15 protein-coding genes are annotated in these 17338 nt (G+C 66.0%); 8 read left to right on the plus strand and 7 right to left on the minus strand.

Annotation, left to right across the window (positions count from 1 at the left end):
* The first annotated feature begins 17 nt into the window (after positions 1-17).
* Positions 18-1334: a diguanylate cyclase domain-containing protein gene (locus OHB26_RS04660; RefSeq protein ID WP_330183004.1), complete on the plus strand. Its 1317-nt coding sequence runs from the start codon at positions 18-20 to the stop codon at positions 1332-1334.
* A gap of 124 nt (positions 1335-1458) precedes the next feature.
* On the opposite strand, the gene OHB26_RS04665 is transcribed toward OHB26_RS04660, so the two are convergent.
* From OHB26_RS04665 to OHB26_RS04675, 3 genes are all read right to left on the minus strand, one after another.
* Positions 1459-2181: a DUF5995 family protein gene (locus tag OHB26_RS04665; RefSeq protein ID WP_330183005.1), complete on the minus strand. Its 723-nt coding sequence runs from the start codon at positions 2179-2181 to the stop codon at positions 1459-1461.
* A gap of 299 nt (positions 2182-2480) precedes the next feature.
* Complete coding sequence (fadD32, locus tag OHB26_RS04670) at positions 2481-4376, minus strand: AMP-binding protein (RefSeq protein WP_442942852.1); 1896 nt, start codon at positions 4374-4376, stop codon at positions 2481-2483.
* Between the two features lie 121 nt (positions 4377-4497).
* Positions 4498-5742 carry a KasA/KasB family beta-ketoacyl-ACP synthase gene (locus OHB26_RS04675; protein WP_330183006.1) on the minus strand — a complete coding sequence of 415 codons (1245 nt, stop codon included), beginning with the start codon at positions 5740-5742 and terminating at the stop codon, positions 4498-4500.
* A 304-nt stretch (positions 5743-6046) separates the two neighbouring features.
* On the opposite strand from OHB26_RS04675, the gene OHB26_RS04680 reads away from it, so the two are divergent.
* Positions 6047-7045 carry an acyl-ACP desaturase gene (locus tag OHB26_RS04680; RefSeq protein WP_330183007.1) on the plus strand — a complete coding sequence of 333 codons (999 nt, stop codon included), beginning with the start codon at positions 6047-6049 and terminating at the stop codon, positions 7043-7045.
* A 57-nt stretch (positions 7046-7102) separates the two neighbouring features.
* Here OHB26_RS04680 and OHB26_RS04685 read toward each other — a convergent pair whose 3' ends face one another.
* The 3 genes from OHB26_RS04685 to OHB26_RS04695 form a co-directional block, all read right to left on the minus strand.
* Entirely contained in the window at positions 7103-7912 is an 810-nt protein-coding gene (locus tag OHB26_RS04685) for a DUF72 domain-containing protein (RefSeq protein WP_330183008.1), read from the minus strand.
* A 34-nt stretch (positions 7913-7946) separates the two neighbouring features.
* Entirely contained in the window at positions 7947-9461 is a 1515-nt protein-coding gene (gene glpK / locus OHB26_RS04690) for a glycerol kinase GlpK (RefSeq protein WP_330183009.1), read from the minus strand.
* A 70-nt stretch (positions 9462-9531) separates the two neighbouring features.
* Positions 9532-10296 carry an IclR family transcriptional regulator gene (locus OHB26_RS04695; RefSeq protein WP_330183010.1) on the minus strand — a complete coding sequence of 255 codons (765 nt, stop codon included), beginning with the start codon at positions 10294-10296 and terminating at the stop codon, positions 9532-9534.
* Between the two features lie 150 nt (positions 10297-10446).
* On the opposite strand from OHB26_RS04695, the gene glpK (OHB26_RS04700) reads away from it, so the two are divergent.
* The 4 genes from glpK (OHB26_RS04700) (at position 10447) to OHB26_RS04715 (ending at position 15998) form a co-directional block, all read left to right on the plus strand.
* Entirely contained in the window at positions 10447-11970 is a 1524-nt protein-coding gene (gene glpK, locus OHB26_RS04700; RefSeq protein ID WP_330183011.1) for a glycerol kinase GlpK, read from the plus strand.
* Between the two features lie 15 nt (positions 11971-11985).
* On the plus strand, positions 11986-13698 hold the full coding sequence (glpD, locus tag OHB26_RS04705; protein WP_442942853.1) for a glycerol-3-phosphate dehydrogenase: 1713 nt from the start codon (positions 11986-11988) through the stop codon (positions 13696-13698).
* A gap of 85 nt (positions 13699-13783) precedes the next feature.
* On the plus strand, positions 13784-14728 hold the full coding sequence (gene sigJ / locus OHB26_RS04710; RefSeq protein ID WP_330183013.1) for an RNA polymerase sigma factor SigJ: 945 nt from the start codon (positions 13784-13786) through the stop codon (positions 14726-14728).
* Between the two features lie 79 nt (positions 14729-14807).
* Positions 14808-15998: an NAD(P)/FAD-dependent oxidoreductase gene (locus OHB26_RS04715; RefSeq protein ID WP_330183014.1), complete on the plus strand. Its 1191-nt coding sequence runs from the start codon at positions 14808-14810 to the stop codon at positions 15996-15998.
* Positions 15999-16051: 53 nt separating this feature from the next.
* Here OHB26_RS04715 and OHB26_RS04720 read toward each other — a convergent pair whose 3' ends face one another.
* Positions 16052-16186, minus strand: a complete 135-nt coding sequence (locus tag OHB26_RS04720; RefSeq protein ID WP_330183015.1) for a hypothetical protein — start codon at positions 16184-16186, stop codon at positions 16052-16054.
* Between OHB26_RS04720 and OHB26_RS04725 the strand changes: the two genes are divergently transcribed.
* Together OHB26_RS04725 and OHB26_RS04730 are read left to right on the plus strand one after the other, a co-directional pair.
* Positions 16171-16296, plus strand: a complete 126-nt coding sequence (locus OHB26_RS04725) for a heme-binding protein (protein ID WP_330185496.1) — start codon at positions 16171-16173, stop codon at positions 16294-16296. The genes OHB26_RS04720 and OHB26_RS04725 overlap by 16 nt on opposite strands.
* A 143-nt stretch (positions 16297-16439) precedes the next feature.
* Positions 16440-17267: an MIP/aquaporin family protein gene (locus OHB26_RS04730; protein WP_330183016.1), complete on the plus strand. Its 828-nt coding sequence runs from the start codon at positions 16440-16442 to the stop codon at positions 17265-17267.
* The last annotated feature ends 71 nt before the right edge of the window (positions 17268-17338 follow it).

Raw genomic sequence — 17338 nt, forward strand, 5'->3', positions numbered from 1 at the left:
GGCTACCATCGACCCTCATGGCGTCGGATCCCGGGGGTGGGCCGGAGCAGGGTGGCCCGCACGCCGAGTTGGTCGATCAGTGGGTAGCCGCACTCGCCAGCGGAGCCCGCGATCACGTCGTGCCCATGAGCCGCGATGAGACCATCGCGCTGCTCGCCCGCCTGGCCGAACGGGTGGATGCCGCCGCGCGCAATGGCGAATCCGCGGATCGGGTGGCCGAACTCGGCGCGGAGTTGGCGCGCGCGCACTTCGTCGGCGATGAGGTGCTGGGCCGCAGCATCACGGTGCTGGACGCGCACTTCACCCGGGAGCACACCATCGCGGCCGAGCGTGCCGCGGAGTTGCTGGGCGCCTTCACCACCGGGTACGTACGCGCCTTCCGGCGGTGGCTACTGGCCGAGCAGGAGAGTGTGCGCGCCGCCGAGATGACCGCTCGATTACATATGCAGGAGCAGTTGCGGGCCAGCGAGGCACGCTTCCGCGCGGTCTTCGCACAGGCCGGAATCGGTACCGGATTGTCCGATATGACCGGACGCATTATCGAGGTCAACGCCGCCTTCGCGAATATGCTCGGCTACTCCCCCGCCGAGATGTGCGCCATCGAGGTCACCGATCTCACCCATCCTGACGATGATCCGAACATGTGGCCGCTGTACGCCTCGGTGCTGCGCGGCGATGTGGAGAACGTGCAGTTGGAGAAGGCCTATCCGCATCGGGACGGGCACACGGTGTGGACCAATATCAATGTCTCGCTCATTCGCGATGATCGCGGCGATCCGCGCTACACGCTGATTCTGGTGGAGGACATCTCCGAGCGACGCGCACTGCGCGAACGATTGCACTTCCGCGCCCACCACGATCAACTCACCGGACTGGCCAATCGCACCCGCTTCTTCGACGCGCTCACCGCCGCGTTCACCGATCCGGACAGTCGAATCGGGCTCTGCTACATAGACCTCGACCACTTCAAGGCCGTCAACGACACCTTCGGCCACGCCGTCGGCGATGAACTCCTGCTCCAGGCCGCCGCCCGCCTGGACGCCTGCGCCGACGGCTTCGGTCAACTGGTGGCGCGCATCGGCGGCGACGAATTCGTTGTCCTGGTACCGAACTCCACCGCCGACGTGGACGATATCGCCCGCCGCGTGCGCCGCGCCTTCACCCATCCGTTCGAGGTGCAGGGACATCACCTCACGGTCACCGCCAGCGTCGGTATAGCCGAGGAGTACGCGGCCCACACCACCGCGGACGACCTGCTGCAGGCCGCCGACTACAGCATGTACTGGGCCAAGGCCGCGGGCCGCGGCCGCCGAACCGATACCGCCGCAGGGTAGGTCGGCAACCCATCGTCATCCCGGCAGGTTCTCGGCCGGGATCCACCCCGATCAGTGGATCCCGGCCAAAAGCGCGCCGGGATGACAAGGGAGGCGATCCGGATCGGACGAGGGAGACGGCCCGCTACAGGGCGTGGATGTCGGCGAGGACCTCGAAGGCGACGTCGGCGGCATCGGAGAGGGTGTGGATCTCCAGGGCGGTGGGGTCGTGCAGGGCGGGATCCTCCAGGGCCAGGCCATTGCCGAAGATGACGACATTCGCGCCGAGGTCGGCCAGGACGAGCAGCGGTTTGGTGGCTACGCCCCGGCCCACCAGCAGATCCAGGCCCGCACCGAGGAAGTAGAAGCGCCAGAGTGGGCCGAGGTCGGCGTGGTAGACCTCTTTGGTGCGGTCGACGATGACATCGCCCGCACCCGCGATGGCGGCCACGATCTTGAAGTAGTCGGGAGCGTTCTCGGGGCGGGTGCCGATGGCGGCGATCGAGTAGGCGAGGTCGACCGCGAGGTGCGCGTTATAGCCCGTCATGGCCACTCGCGCACCGGAGAGTTCACACTGCGCCGCCTGGGCGAAGTAACGCGCCCAATGCCATTCGACCGCGCCGCCGGTGAATTCGGCATGCACATTGTTCAGGTAGCGGCTGAGTAGCTCGAGGCTGATGCGATGGGCGTACTCGCGGTTCTGGAAGGCGGTCGGATCTTCCTGCAACGGCATGACGGCGACCTGCTCGACCCCGTCCAGGCCGATTCCGAACAGCCCCCGGCGGTCCTGATGCGCCACCAGTATCTCGGTGATCAGATGATTGTTCCGCACGGCGGTTTCCAGCCGTTGCAGAGCATCTCCGGACAAGGTCGAAATGTCCGATAGCTCACCAATTGTCGCGATTTCATCAGCGGAGAGCGGCGTTCCGCAGAATGCCGGCGCCACCTCCACCGCCCCGGCCGGGGGCATCGCGGAGCATGTCAGCACGGCAGCGGTCATCGCGATTATGAGCCCGATCCGGGCGGATTTCCCCACGGCAGGAAAGTGTACGGACCGGTCTGCCTATTCGCTGATCACACGCCCATCGCCAAGCCCCCTCGACATGAAAACGGCCCGCGCGCAATACGCACGCGGGCCGGGCAATTCATATCGGAGCGGGCCGGGACCTACTCCGCTACATCCGGGAAGGCCTGCTGGCGGTAACCACCGCGCAGGGTGCCCTCCACATACGCCGTCTTACAGGCGCGCCGCGCGATCTTCCCGCTGGAGGTGCGCGGAATCGAACCCGCGGGCACCAGCAGCAGATCGCGCACCGTCACCCCGTGCCGCTTGGCGATCGCCGCGCGCACCGACTCCGCGATCGGCTCGGGATCGAGTTTGGCCGCGCCCGTACCACGTTCGGCCACTATCACCAGTTGCTCGGCATTGTTGCCGGGATCCAGGGTGAGCTTCACGCCATTCTGGGTGGCCGCCTCGGCGGGCATCTGATTCGCCGAAACCGAGAAGGCCGCAACGAATCCCGGCCGCAGCGCGGTGCTGGACTCCTGTGCGGAGTACTCCAGATCCTGCGGATAGTGATTGCGCCCGTCCACGATCACCAGATCCTTGACGCGTCCGGTGATGTAGAGCTCGCCGTCCAGGTACGCGCCGAAGTCGCCGGTGCGCATCCAATCCGCGTCGTCGTCCGCGCCTTCGGCGTGACTACCTTGCGGCAGACGGGTTTTCAGCCGATTGCGGAAGGTGGCCTCGGACTCCTCGGGACGACCCCAGTAGCCGATGCCCATATTCTTGCCGTGCAGCCAGATCTCGCCGACCTCGCCCTCGGCCTTCTCGGTCCCGGTCTCCGGATCCACGATGACGGCCCACTGTGAGAGCGCCACATAACCGCAGGACACTTGGGAGACAGCGTTTTCCGCGTCCGGACTCACCTCGGTCATCCGACCCGCGTTGAGTTCGGTGCGGTCCACATAGACCACCCGCGCCTCGTCCTCGCGCCGGGTCGCCGAGACGAACAGCGTCGCCTCCGCCATGCCGTAGCAGGGTTTGATCGCGGTCTTGGGCAGACCGTACGGCTCGAAGGCGTCGTTGAACTTCTTCATCGACGTCACCGACACCGGTTCGCTGCCGTTGATCAAGCCGATCACATTGGACAGATCGAGCTCCTCGCCCGGCTTGGGCAGACCGCGCGCTGCCGCGTGCTCGAAGGCGAAATTCGGTGCGGCGGCGAAGATCTCGGCACCATCCTCCTGTGCCGCGAGCTCCTTGATCCAGCGGTACGGGCGACGCACGAAGGCACTGGGCGACATGATGGTGATGAACTTGCCGCCGATGGTCGGCAGGATGACCGTCAACAGGCCCATATCGTGGAACAGCGGCAGCCAGGTGACACCGCGCGCTTTCTCGGTGATACCGACGGTCGTAATCACCTGCAGCAGATTGGTTCCGACCGCTCGGTGGGTGATCTCCACGCCCGCCGGGGTGCGGGTGGAGCCGGAGGTGTACTGCAGGTACGCGATGCTGTCGATATTGATATCCGGTCGCACCCAGGCCGAGCCCACGCTGTCCGGAATCGCCTCCACCGCAATGATTCGCGGCCGTTGCGGTGCGGGCAGATCCCGGAAGATCTCGCGCACCCCGGGGGCCGAGGGGCCGACCGTCAGAATCGCCGCCGGCTGACAATCGTCGAGCACCGCGTGTAGCCGGTCGGAGTGGCCCTGCTCGTCGGGGTCGAAGAGCGGCACCGCGATACAGCCGGCATAGACCGCCGCGTACATGGCGACGATGTAGTCGAGCCCCTGCGGTGCGAGGATGGCGACTCGATCCTTCGGCTGCGTCACCTGCTGCAGCCGGGCCGCCACCGCACGCAGCCGCACGCCGAACTCGTTCCAGGTCAGCTCGAAGTACTCGCCGTCGCGTTCGCGGGAGTAGTCGACATAGCGGTAGGCGAGCTCATCCCCTTGCGCCGCAGAGTGCTTGTCGACCAAGTCGATCATTGTCTGGTTGTCGGGCATCGTGATGTTGCCGCGCTCGTCCAGATAGTCATCAAAGGTCTCGCCGATCATTCCCTATCCTTTTTCAACTCACAGAAATGACTGTGCAGTGACACCGAACAAGAATCGACACCGAAGCCCGAGAAGTAGCTGGGGCTGGGGAAGACTAGCAGGTGTCGATGATCCTCTGCACTCAGTACCGACCGAAGGCCAGGGCTACGTTGTGGCCGCCGAAACCGAACGAGTTGTTCAGCGCGTACTCGTAGTTGCCACTGCGTGCCATGCCGCACACCACGTCAAGGTCGATTTCAGGGTCCAGATTGTCCAAATTCAAGGTGGGCGGGATGATTCCGTCACGCACGCTGAGCACGGTGATGACCGATTCCAGCGCTCCCACGGCACCGATGGAATGCCCCAAAGCGGACTTGGGAGCGTAGACCGCCGCATGGTTGCCGACGGCCTGATAGATGGCATTAGCCTCCGCCGTATCACCGATCGGAGTGGCGGTGGCGTGCGCATTGATATGGGACACATCGGCTTTGGAGATTCCGGCGTGTTCCATGGCGCGGGACATGGCGCGCGCGGCGCCGGTGCCCTCGGGATCCGGTGCGACAAGGTGGAATCCGTCGGATGTGATGCCGGCGCCCATGATTCGCGCGTGGATCCGCGCACCGCGCGCCAGTGCGTGCTCCTCGGTCTCGATGACCATGAGCGCGCCCGCCTCGCCGAAGACGAAACCGTCGCGATCGCGATCGAACGGGCGCGAGGCCGCCTTGGGATCGTGATTGCGAGTACTCATGGCGCGCATCATCGAAAAGCCCGCGATGGGCAGGGCCTGGATGGAGCCCTCGACGCCACCGGTGATCATCATGTCGGCATCGCCCATCACGATGCGCTGCCAGGCATTCGCGATCGCCTCAGAACCGGACGAACAGGCCGAAACAGGCGTTGACACACCGGCCCTCGCGCCCAGCTCCACACTCACCACGGCTGCCGGACCGTTCGGCATGATGGTCTGCACGGTCAGCGGTGACACCTTGCGGTAGCCGCCACTGGACAATTTGTCGCGCGCGATGATGAGCATCTCCGCGCCACCCAGACCGGTGCCGATGGAGACGCCTAGGCGGTCACCATCCACCTCCGGAGTACCGGCATTGCGCCAGACCTCACGCCCCAGCACCAGGGCCATCTGCTCGACATACGAGGTGCGACGGCACTCGTCCCGCGAGAGCACCGAGGTCGGGGCCACCTTGAGGTGGCCGCCAATACGAACCGGGAGACCGAAATCGTCGAGGAAACTGTCCTCGAGCACATCGATTCCACTCTCCCCGTTGAGTAGTCCCTTCCAGGTCGAATCGACATCCCCCGCAATAGAGGTGGTGGCCGCCATGGCGGTGACCACTACGTTCGGAAACTTCCTTCGGTTGGGCGTCTGCATGATCGTTCACTCTCCGTAGCAATGCTCCGGCGAACCAGTTTCGATCCGCGTGGGCTGTCAAGGACTGGTATGCAACTAGCGAACGCCCCGGCCGTTGGACACATCGGCGGGGGATGAAGCCAATCTCCGGCGAACTGGGCTAGATTATCCGAGGCGAAGCCGACCAGTCTTGTTGACCGACACGCGGGCATCCCCGGACCATCTGCCGGTGGCCTTTTCCCCGCGGCGGCGATCGCCACGTCTTCAGCGCTTTCTACTGCATCATTCCGCAGCGCACAGCCATTTTCGAGGGAGGCACACGACCGTGGCCAGGAATCTCACGCAGCTCGAGTTGCTGATCGAGTTGGAGCCGATTGCCGAAGCGAATGTGAATAGGCATCTATCCATGGCCAAGGATTGGCATCCGCACGACTATGTGCCGTGGGATGCCGGTCGCAACTTCGCAGCAATGGGTGGCGCGGATTGGGATCCGGAACAGTCTCAACTCAGCGAGGTCGCCAAGGCGGCCATGATCACCAATCTTCTCACCGAGGACAATTTGCCCAGCTATCACCGGGAAATCTCGGAGAACTTCTCCCAGGACGGTCCGTGGGGCACCTGGGTCGGGCGCTGGACGGCCGAGGAGAACCGGCACGGGATCGTACTGCGGGACTACCTGGTGGTGACCCGCGGCGTCGATCCGGTGGCGCTGGAGCAGGCCCGGATGATCCATATGACCAACGGATACAACGCGACACAGATCGCGCGGAAGCGGATCGGCACCAATGCCATTCCGGCATCCTCCGGATTTATGGTTTCTGTCGCTTATGTGACATTTCAGGAATTGGCGACTCGCGTTTCTCATCGCAATACCGGCAAAGTGTGCAATGACCCCATAGCGGACAAAATGCTGCAGCGGATTGCCGCCGACGAGAATCTGCACATGATCTTCTACCGGAATCTGTGTGCCGCGGCCCTGGATCTGGCGCCGGATCAGGCCATGGAGGCGATCACGCATATGATCCGCGAATTCCAGATGCCCGGAGCCGGAATGCCGAACTTCCGGCGCAACGGGGTCATCATGGCCAAGCACGGCATCTACGACCTCCGCCAACACCTGGAGGAGGTGATCATGCCCGTACTGAAGAAGTGGAATATCTTCGAGCGCAACGACTTCGGGGCCCGCGGCGATCAACTCCGCAATGAACTCGGCGACTTCCTGGAGAAGCTCCGCAAGGATGTGCTCAAGTTCGAGGAGCAGCGCGATCGCTCATTGGCTCGCGAGGCCGCACGGGCGGAGCAGCAGGCCCTGCTGGTGGGCTAGGTAGCGGATTCCGGCGCTGCATCGGATCACCCTCCGGTGCAGCGCTTTTCGTCTCCGTCAGAACAGTGTCATCGGATCGGTCGGGATCGGATCCGGCAGCGGCCGCACATTCGGCAGGCGCGCACGCACTTCGGCATGGAAGCGGCGGGACAGGGTGCGCGAGGAGGCATTGTCCGGGGTGTGGATGAAGATCGTGGGCGAGCGGCCTTCACGCAGCCACGCCACGGTTTGATCCACCCAGGGCTGCCAGCCCGCGACAGTCGCCTCCGCATCGTCCCGGCCGTGATAGCGGACGATGGGGAATTCGGTGAGCGCCTTGGTGCGACGGCGTAGGCGCGGCTTCTTGGATTGCGCTTCGCGTTCGGCGGCGGAGATGGGTTGGGCGGCGAAGAGCGTGCCGGTGTCGAAGGGGATCCACTCCGCACCCGCCGCCTCCAGAATGGACTCCAATTGGGCTATGGCCCTGGGATTTTCGAAGAAGGCCGGATGCCGGACCTCGACGGCGGCGCGGTAGTGCGGCGGGAGGCCCTCCAGCAGATTGGACAGCGCCGCCAGATCGGTGAACGAGCCCGGCAGCTGAATCCACAGGGCGTGCAGGCGGCGGCCAAGCGGTTCCACGGCGTCCAGGAAGGCGTTCATATCGTTGTCGATACCGGTCAACCGCCGCTCATGAGTGACGGTGCGCGGCAACTTGATCACGAAGCGGAAGTCGGGATCGGTTTGGCGGGCCCAGGATTCGACGGTGCGGCGCTGCGGGGTGGCGTAGAACGTGGTGTTGCCCTCCACCGCATTGCACCAGGAGGCGTAGGTGCGCAGGCGTTCCGCGGGCGGAAGTGGGCGTTCCTGCCAGTCCGGATGTGTCCACATTGCGCACCCCACGTACAACCGCATAACTGCCACGTTAGGTCAAGGGCTTCTTGGGCCGCAGCCAACCGAAGGTAAGCTCCACCGCGCGCTGCCAGTTGTCGTACTCCTCGGCGCGCAGGGCCGGATCCATGCGCGGCACCCACTGCGCCGCCACCCGCCAGTTATGCCGCAGCCCTTCGAGATCCGGCCAATAACCGACCGCCAGACCCGCCGCATAGGCCGCGCCGAGCGAGACCGTCTCCGAGACGATGGGGCGCATGACCGGTATGTCGAGCACATCGGCGACAATCTGCATGAGCAGGTTGTCCGAGGTCATACCACCGGCCACCCGCAGCGAATCGGCGCGCAGACCGGCATCGGCGTTCATGGCCTCGACCACATCGCGGGTCTGCCAGGCGGTGGCCTCCAGGACGGCTCGGGCTATGTGCCCCTTGGTGATATACGACGTGAGGCCGATGAGCAGGCCTCGCGCGTCACTACGCCAATGCGGGGCGTAAAGGCCCGAGAACGCGGGCACCAGATAGCAGCCGCCATTGTCTTCGACTGTGCCCGCGAGGGTTTCGATCTCCGGGGCGCTGGCGATGAGCCCGATATTGTCGCGCAGCCACTGCACCAGTGAGCCGGTCACCGCGATCGGCCCCTCGAGGGCGTACACCGGGTCCGGGCCGATCTGATAGCCGATGGTGGTGAGCAGGCCGTGCTGCGAGCGCACCAGTTCACGGCCGGTGTTCATGAGCAGGAATCCGCCTGTGCCATAGGTGCATTCGGTCTCACCGGGCGCGAAACAGGTCTGACCGAACAGGGCGGCGTGCTGATCGCCGAGCGCGGCGGCGATACGCACCCCGGGAACCACGCGCCGGGCCACACCGAAATCACCGGTGGAGGGTTCGATGCGCGGCAGCATCGCCTTCGGTATGCCGAAGAAGCTGAGCAGCTCGTCATCCCACGCCAGCGTGGCCAGATTCATGAGCAGGGTGCGCCCGGCATTGGTCACATCGGTGACGTGCGCACCGTGATCCGCGCCGCCGGTGAGATTCCAGATGAGCCAGGTCTCCATGGTCCCGAACAGCACCTCACCGCGTTCGGCGCGCTCGGCCAGACCCGGCACGGTATCGAGCATCCAGCGCAGTCGCGGAGCCGCGAAATAGGTGGCCAGCGGCAGTCCGCAGAGTTCCCGAATCCGTTCCGCCCCGGGCATTTCCCGCAGCCGCGCCACCAATTCCTCGGAGCGCACGTCCTGCCAGACGATGGCCCGCCCGATCGGCGTACCGGTATTGCGATCCCACACCACCGTGGTCTCACGCTGATTGGCGATCCCGATGGCGGCCACCTGGTCGGCGGTGATCCCCGAATCCCGCAGCGCCGCGGGCACAATCCGCTCCACGGTGCGCCAGATCTCCAGCGCGTCCTGCTCCACCCACCCGGGTCGCGGATAGTGCTGCCGGTGTTCCCGCTGCGCCACACCCGCCAACCTGGCGCGCTGATCGAACAGAATGCACCGAGTCGAAGTGGTGCCCTGATCAATCGCCAGCACGTAGCGCTGCGTCATAGGTGACTTCGCCCTTCGTCATCCCGGCATGGCCGCCCTTCGTCATCCCGGGGTGGGATCGCACCGCGCCTCATTGTGCACCGCCCAGGTCGCGTGAAACAGCTTGGGCGGCATCGCGCACTTGGGCGATGAGTGCCGGGCGGAAGTGGAGTTGGCCGTCGCAGAGATGGTCGACGGGGCCGGTGATGCCGATCGCGCCGACGACCAGGCCGCCGCGCGCTCGGATGGGGGCGGCTATTCCGGCCTCGGTGGCGCGGTACTCCCCTATCTCGCCCGCCCAGCCGGTGCGGCGCACCTCGGCCAGGGCGCGCCCCAGGGCGGGGCGGTCGACGATGGTGCGGTGGGTGAGGGCGGGGAGGTCGCCGTCCCGCACGGTCGCCGCCAGCTCGGTGTCGTAGGCCAGCAGCACTTTTCCGAGGGCGGTCGCATAGGGCGGGAGGATTTCGCCGACCTCGAGGGCCTGGGTGGTGTTGTCGGGGCGGAAGACGTGGTGCACCACCTCGACCGTATTGCGCACCGGGGCGGCGATGCGGACCGATTCGCCGCTGCGCGCCGCCAGCGTATCGGCGCGATTGATCGCTCGGGAGCGCAGTTCGTTGGCGTCCAGGCGGCCGGAGCCCAACTCGCCCAGTGCGGAACCCAATTGATATTTACCGCTCACCGGGTCCTGCTCCACGAATCCCACACCCTGCAGGGTCTTGAGAATCCCGTGCGCGGTGGGCTTGGCCAGGCCCAGCGCCGCCGCGATCTCGCCGACGCCCATGCGCCCGGATCCACGCGCGAGCAGGCGCAACATGGCCGCTGCGCGCTCGATCGACTGAATCGGGCCGGGCATGTCGGTAACCTATCAGCAAACCGTTCGGCATTGTCGAACGGCGACCCTGTCCGCGAGACCCTCCACTTCGTAACGTTGACCTCGGGCCCGGCCGCGACCGTGCTCAACAGGGCAAACGGACTCAATGACGAGTATCCGGAAAGGACCGCGATGACGCAGTACGTCGGAGCCATCGATCAAGGCACGACCTCCACGCGATTCATGGTGTTCGATCACGGCGGCAATGTGGTTGCCCGCCATCAACTCGAGCATGAGCAGATAATGCCGCAGGCCGGCTGGGTGGAGCACAATCCGGACGAGATCTGGGAGCGCACCCGCACCGTCATCAAGAGCGCCCTCGCGGGAGCCGACCTCACGGCGAGCGATCTGACCGCCGTCGGCGTCACCAATCAGCGCGAGACCACCATTGTGTGGAACCGCCGCACCGGACGCCCGTACTACAACGCCATCGTCTGGCAGGACACCCGCACCGACCGGATCATCTCGGATGTGAACAAGGCCGGGCACGGCGATCTCATCCGCCGCAAGGCCGGACTACCGCCCGCCCCGTACTTCTCCGGCGGCAAACTGAAGTGGATTCTGGAGAACGTCCCGGGCGTGCGCGCGGACGCCGAGAAGGGTGATGCCCTCTTCGGCACCCCCGACTCCTGGCTGATCTGGAATCTCACCGGCGGCGCGCGCGGCGGGGTGCACATCACCGATCCCACCAATGCCTCCCGCACCATGCTCATGGACCTCGAAACCCTGGACTGGGACGAGGAACTGTTGCGGGTCTTCGGGATTCCGCGCGCCATGCTGCCTGCCATCGCGCCGTCCTCGAATCCGGCGGGCTTCGGCACCACCAATCCGGACGGGCCGTTCAAGGGCTCGGTCACCATCGCGGGCGTCCTCGGCGATCAGCAGGCCGCCACCGTCGGACAGGTGTGCTTCCGCCCCGGTGAGGCCAAGAACACTTACGGCACAGGGAATTTCCTGATGCTGAATACCGGTACCGATATTGTGCACTCCGAGCACGGGCTGCTGACCACCGTCGCCTACCAATTCGGCGACGAGAAACCGGTGTACGCGCTCGAAGGTTCGATCGCGGTCACCGGATCGGCCGTGCAATGGCTGCGCGATCAACTCGGAATCATCTCCGGCGCTTCACAAATGGAGACCTTGGCCAGGCAGGTCAAGGACACCGGCGGCGTGTATTTCGTACCCGCGTTCTCCGGTCTCTTCGCACCGTACTGGCGGCCCGACGCGCGCGGTGCGATCGTCGGCCTGTCCAGATACAGCAACAATGCCCACTTGGCCAGGGCCACACTGGAATCCATCTGCTACCAGACCCGCGATGTGGTCGAGGCCATGCAGCGCGACTCCGGGGTGCGGTTGGCCACCCTGCGGGTGGACGGCGGCGTCACCGCCAATGAACTCGCCATGCAGATCCAGGCCGACTTCCTCGGTGTACCGGTGTCACGACCGATGGTGCCCGAGACCACCGCGCTCGGGGCCGCGTACGCCGCGGGCCTGGCTGTCGGATTCTGGAACAACACAGACGAACTCGTCGCCAACTGGCACGAGGACAAACGCTGGCCGCCGACCTGGAGCGAGGAGCAGCGCGAGCGCGGGTACGCCCGCTGGCTCAAAGCGGTGTCACGAACCCTCGACTGGGTCGATATCGACGACGACTGATCGAGCTGCCGCCCAATGACTGAAAACACCGATTACAAGGAGTATTTCGTGTCCGCACAACTGGATCCCGCCTACCGCACCCGGGCCATCGATGCGCTCGGCGACACCGAGATCGACGTCCTCGTCATCGGTGGCGGTGTGACCGGCGCGGGTGCGGCCCTGGACGCCGCATCGCGTGGCCTGTCCGTCACCCTGGTCGAGGCCCGCGACTTCGCCGCGGGCACCTCGAGTCGGTCGTCCAAACTCATCCACGGTGGCCTGCGCTATCTGGAGCAGCTCGACTTCGCGCTGGTGCGTGAGGCTTTGAAGGAGCGCGGCCTGCTGCTGAACAAGCTGGCGCCGCATCTGGTGCACCCGGTGCCGTTCCTGTTCCCGCTGCAGCATCGGGTGTGGGAGCGCGCGTACATCGGCGCGGGCGTGGCGCTGTACGACACGCTCGGCGGAGCGCGCGCGGTGCCCATGCACCGGCACCTGACCCGTACCGGCGCACTGGAATTGGCGCCGGCGCTCAAGGACGATGCCATGACCGGTGCGATCAAGTACTACGACGCGCAGGTGGACGATGCCCGGCACACCATGACCCTGGCGCGCACCGCCGCTCGGCACGGCGCGACCGTCCTGACCCGGACCAAGGTCACCGGGCTGCTGCGCGATGGCGAGCAGGTTGTCGGCGCGAAGGTGATGGACCTGGAAACCGGTCTGGAGCATACGATTCGAGCCCGCACGGTGATCAGCGCGACCGGCGTGTGGACCGACGACATGATCAAGATGACCGGTGTGGAGTTCCCCTTCCATGTGCGCATGTCCAAGGGCGTGCACATCATGGTGCCGCGCGAGCGGCTGAATATGAACACCGGTCTGATCATGCGCACCGAGAAGTCCGTACTCTTCGTGATTCCGTGGGCCGAGCACTGGATCATCGGCACCACCGATACCGACTGGTCGCTGGACAAGAACCATCCGACCGCCAGCGCCGCCGATGTGCAGTACATCCTCGATCACATCAATTCGCTACTGCGCGAACCGCTTACGCGCGCCGATATCGTCGGCACCTACGCCGGACTGCGGCCGCTCATGACCGGCGCGTCCAAGGAGACCGCCAAGCTCTCACGCGAGCACGCGGTCGCCGAACCGGCCCCCGGCCTGTTCGTCATCGCGGGCGGTAAGTACACCACCTACCGGGTGATGGCCGCCGATGTGGTCGATGCCGCCGCCGCCCGTCTGGGCAGTGACGCACCCTCCTCGGTCACCGCGGATCTGCCGCTGCTCGGCGCGGTCGGCTACCAGGACATGCTCGATCACGTCGACGAGGTCGCGGCGCGGGCCGAACTGCCCGTGCAGACCGTCCTGCATCTGCTCGGCCGCTACGGCTCGCTCACCGATGCGCTCTTCGATCTCATCGCGGCGGTTCCCGCACTGCGCGAACCGATTCCGGGCGCGGAGGACTACCTGGCCGCCGAGGCCGTGTACGCCGCCACCCATGAGGGCGCACTGCACCTGGACGATGTGCTGACCCGCCGCACCCGCATCTCCATCGAGGTGCCCGATCGCGGCCTGAAGGCGGCCCCGGAGATCGCGCGGCTCATCGCACCGCAGCTGGGCTGGGATGCCGAGCGCACCAATGCCGAGATCAACCAGTACTACGACCGCGTGCACGCCGAACTCGCCGCCAACGAGGCCGATGACGACGAGGCCGCCAACGCCGCCCGTCTGCTCGCTGTCAGCTAGGTCCGACAGTCGAAAGTGGGGTGTCACCTCTGGTGGGGTGACACCCCGCTTCGCGTAAGAAGCGGATATAGCCGACGATGGGGGCATGTTGGTCAGTACTTCCGAAGCCGATCTGTTCGAGCGGTCCCGGGGTCGCCTGGAGGCGATCGCCTATCGACTGCTCGGATCCGCCGGTGACGCCGAGGACGCCGTGCAGGACACATATCTGCGGTGGCATGCGGCCGATCGGACACTGATCGAAGTACCTGAGGCATGGCTGACCAAAGTGCTCACCAACCTGTGCCTGAACCAGCTCACCTCGGCTCGGGCCCGGCGCGAAACCTATGTCGGACAGTGGCTTCCGGAGCCGCTGCTGGCCGGAGATCCCATGCTCGGACCGGCCGAGACGCTGGAGCAGCGCGAAGCGGTCTCACTCGCCATGCTCACGGTGATGGAGCGACTCTCGCCGAACGAACGCGTGGTGTACGTACTTCGCGAAGCGTTCGGATATTCGCATCGCGAGATAGCCGGAATGCTCGACCTCACCGAATCGAACTGCCAGCAGATCTTCCGGCGCGCAAAACAACATGTCGGTACCGAACGCGCACGCGCCGAGGTCGATTCGGCCACCGTGCGGAAGGTTATCGAGGAGTTCCTCGCCGCGATGCTCAGCGGTGAGACCGAACCGCTCATCCGGCTGCTCACCGATGACGCGGTCGGCATCGCCGATGGCGGTGGCCGGGTTCCGGCGCGCAAGACCCCGGTGCTCGGCGCGCTCGCCATCGCGCGCTACATCCGCGACGCGTTCCGACCGACCCCGGCCAGACGGGCGTATGTCGGTGGCACCCCGGTCTTCTACGCGACCGAGGTCAATGGCGATCCAGCCGTTCTGGTCGAGGTCGACGGGCAGGTCTACGGCATTTTCAGCTTCGAGCCGACCACCGCGGGTGTCGCGGCGATTCGCATCCAGGTCAATCCCGAGAAGCTGGCGCGGGTGGCGCGGCAGTGGCGGGCTGCAGAGGCACATCACCCGCTCCCTGGAACCTGGTGACCCACATCACACCCTGATGCTGTCAGGGATCGCATGGCTGCTCGGTTCAGAAGGTGTCATCAACCAGAGGGAGCCTGCCATGAAGCACCGCATCGTCGTCCTCGGCGCCGGGTACGCCGGTGGCATCGCCGCCGGTCGTCTCGCCAAGCGACTGCACCGCGACGACGTCGAGATCATCCTCGTCAATGCCGATTCGGAGTTCGTCGAACGGATTCGCATGCACCAGCTCGCCAGCGGACAGGAGCTGCCGCAGCGGCCGCTGGCCGAGATCTACGCGGGCACCGGGGTTCAGGTCCGGGTGGCCCGGGTCGTATCGGTCGATGCCGACGGCAAGACCGTGGATCTCATCGACGAGAACGGCTCCGAGACACTCGGCTACGACACCCTGGTGTACGCGTTGGGGAGCGCGGTCAGCGATTTCGGCGTCCCCGGTGTCGCCGAGTACGCCCACAACGTCGGCGGTAAGCAGGCCGCGCTGCGATTGCGGGCGCGGCTGAGCGAACTGGCCGCGGGTGCGACCGTGCTGGTCGTCGGCGGCGGCCTGACAGCTATCGAGGCGGCCACCGAAATCGCCGAGGCCCGAACGGATTTGCACGTCGCGATGGCCGCGCGCGGTGGGGTCGGCGACTGGCTCGGCGACAAGGCCCAGCAGCACCTGCACGCCGCGTTCGAACGATTCGGTATCACCGTGCACGAGCGGGCCGACGTTACCCGTGTCGACGCGAACGGCGTGGAAACCGCTGCGGGCGAGCGGATTACGGCGCAGGTGACGGTGTGGACCGCCGGTTTCGAGGTGCACCCCATCGCGGCCGCCAGCACCCTGGCGGTCTCGGGCACCGGGCGGATCGTTGTCGACGGCACGCTGCGCTCGATCTCACACCCTGACGTGTACGCCCTCGGTGATGCCGCATTCGTCGAAGGAGTCGGCGGTAAGCCGCTCCGAATGGCTTGCGCCACAGCGACTCCGATGGCCTGGCAGGGCGCCGATGCCCTCGCCGCGCGCCTGACCGGACACAAGGTCGCCACGGCTCCGATCGGCTACAACGCCCAGTGCATCAGCCTCGGCCGCCACGACGGTATATACCAGCTGGTCACTCGCGACGACCAGCCCAAGTCGACTGCCCTCACGGGCCGGACCGGAGCCCGTATCAAGGAGTTCATCTGCGCGGGCACCGCCTGGAGTCTCGCACACCCCACCATGATGCTGCCGAGCCGCCGCCGTCACCTGGTGGCGACCGGCAAGCAGGCCCCCAGCCCGGCCGTCAACTGAACACCGACAGTGCTGCCCGGGATCCGATTCCCGGGCAGCGCAGAGGTTTTCGATCAGGGCAGCAGCCGCTGCTCCTTGGCCACCGCCACCGCGGCCGCGCGGGTATCCACGGCGAGCTTGTCGTAGATACGGCGGCGCGCCGCAGCTGGCAGATATTCCGGGGACGCTGTTCCTGGCCGGCGGCGCACCGGTCGATGTCAAGGGCGCGCCGATCGCCGGGATCGGTGTGGCGGGCGCGCCGAGCGGCGATCTGGATGAGAAGTTCGCCCAAGCGGGTGCGGCGACACTCGGCCACTGAGCTCTCGCGCACCGAACGGCACTGAGCTCTCACTCACCAAGCGGGCTCGGCCGCGTGTTCCCAGAGATTTGCAGAAGTCAAAACCGTAGAGTCTGATCAGGTATGGCCGCGATAGCGGATCGAACCCCGATCGGAGGCTAACCATGGGCTTCAGCTCGATATTCGTGAGTGAGGCGCTCGGCACCGGAATACTCATCCTGCTCGGCGCCGGAGTCGTAGCCAATGTATTGCTCGCCAAATCCAAGGGCTTCGACGGCGGGTGGCTGCTCATTACGTTCGGCTGGGGTCTGGGTGTTTTCGCGGGCGTGTACGTCGCGTACAAGACGGGCGGGCATCTCAATCCCGCCGTCACCATCGGCAATCTGTTCGCGGGCGCCGAGGAGTACGCGCCTGGCGTTCCGGTGACCTTCGGCAATACCGTCGCATATCTAACCGGTCAGCTGGTCGGCGCCTTCCTCGGCGCGTGCGCGGCCTTCACGGCCTACAAACGGCACTTCGACGCCGAACCGGATGAGGCCAAGAAGTTGGCGGTGTTCTCCACCGGCCCGGCCATCCGCTCGTACAAATGGAATTTCCTGACCGAGGTCATCGCGACCTTCGCGCTGGTGTTCGTGATTCTGGCGTTCGGCCACACCCCGAGCGGGCTCGGTCCGCTGGCCGCGGCCCTGCTGGTCGTCGGTATCGGCGCGTCACTGGGCGGCCCCACCGGATACGCCATCAATCCGGCCCGCGATCTGGGTCCGCGCATCGCCTACGCGCTGCTGCCCACCGGGCACGCCACCGCCGTTCTCCCCGAACGGGTTCCGGCCGATCTGAATGCGGGCGGGGTGGCCGAGCGGGTCGAAGAGCAACTGCCCGCGCACCCGGGCTCACATCACAAGAACGCCGACTGGGCCTACGCCTGGGTACCGGTGCTCGGACCGCTGGTCGGCGGTGCGCTCGCGGGCCTGGTGGCACAGCTCTACCTGTGATCGCGCGCCGCTCGGGCGGCGAATGTCGGTGTGCCTTGCTAGCTTTCGCGGCGTAAAACGTTGACGGAAGC

The organism is Nocardia sp. NBC_01503 (assembly GCF_036327755.1).
Classification (GTDB): domain Bacteria; phylum Actinomycetota; class Actinomycetes; order Mycobacteriales; family Mycobacteriaceae; genus Nocardia.

Coding starts and splice junctions, on each gene's coding strand:
- OHB26_RS04660 (WP_330183004.1), top strand. CDS start 18: ATGGCGTCGGATCCCGGGGGTGGGCCGGAGCAGGGTGGCCCGCACGCC.
- fadD32 (WP_442942852.1), bottom strand. CDS start 4,376: ATGATCGGCGAGACCTTTGATGACTATCTGGACGAGCGCGGCAACATC.
- OHB26_RS04675 (WP_330183006.1), bottom strand. CDS start 5,742: ATGCAGACGCCCAACCGAAGGAAGTTTCCGAACGTAGTGGTCACCGCC.
- OHB26_RS04685 (WP_330183008.1), bottom strand. CDS start 7,912: ATGTGGACACATCCGGACTGGCAGGAACGCCCACTTCCGCCCGCGGAA.
- glpK (WP_330183009.1), bottom strand. CDS start 9,461: ATGACGCAGCGCTACGTGCTGGCGATTGATCAGGGCACCACTTCGACT.
- OHB26_RS04695 (WP_330183010.1), bottom strand. CDS start 10,296: ATGCCCGGCCCGATTCAGTCGATCGAGCGCGCAGCGGCCATGTTGCGC.
- glpK (WP_330183011.1), top strand. CDS start 10,447: ATGACGCAGTACGTCGGAGCCATCGATCAAGGCACGACCTCCACGCGA.
- glpD (WP_442942853.1), top strand. CDS start 11,986: ATGACTGAAAACACCGATTACAAGGAGTATTTCGTGTCCGCACAACTG.
- sigJ (WP_330183013.1), top strand. CDS start 13,784: ATGTTGGTCAGTACTTCCGAAGCCGATCTGTTCGAGCGGTCCCGGGGT.
- OHB26_RS04715 (WP_330183014.1), top strand. CDS start 14,808: ATGAAGCACCGCATCGTCGTCCTCGGCGCCGGGTACGCCGGTGGCATC.
- OHB26_RS04730 (WP_330183016.1), top strand. CDS start 16,440: ATGGGCTTCAGCTCGATATTCGTGAGTGAGGCGCTCGGCACCGGAATA.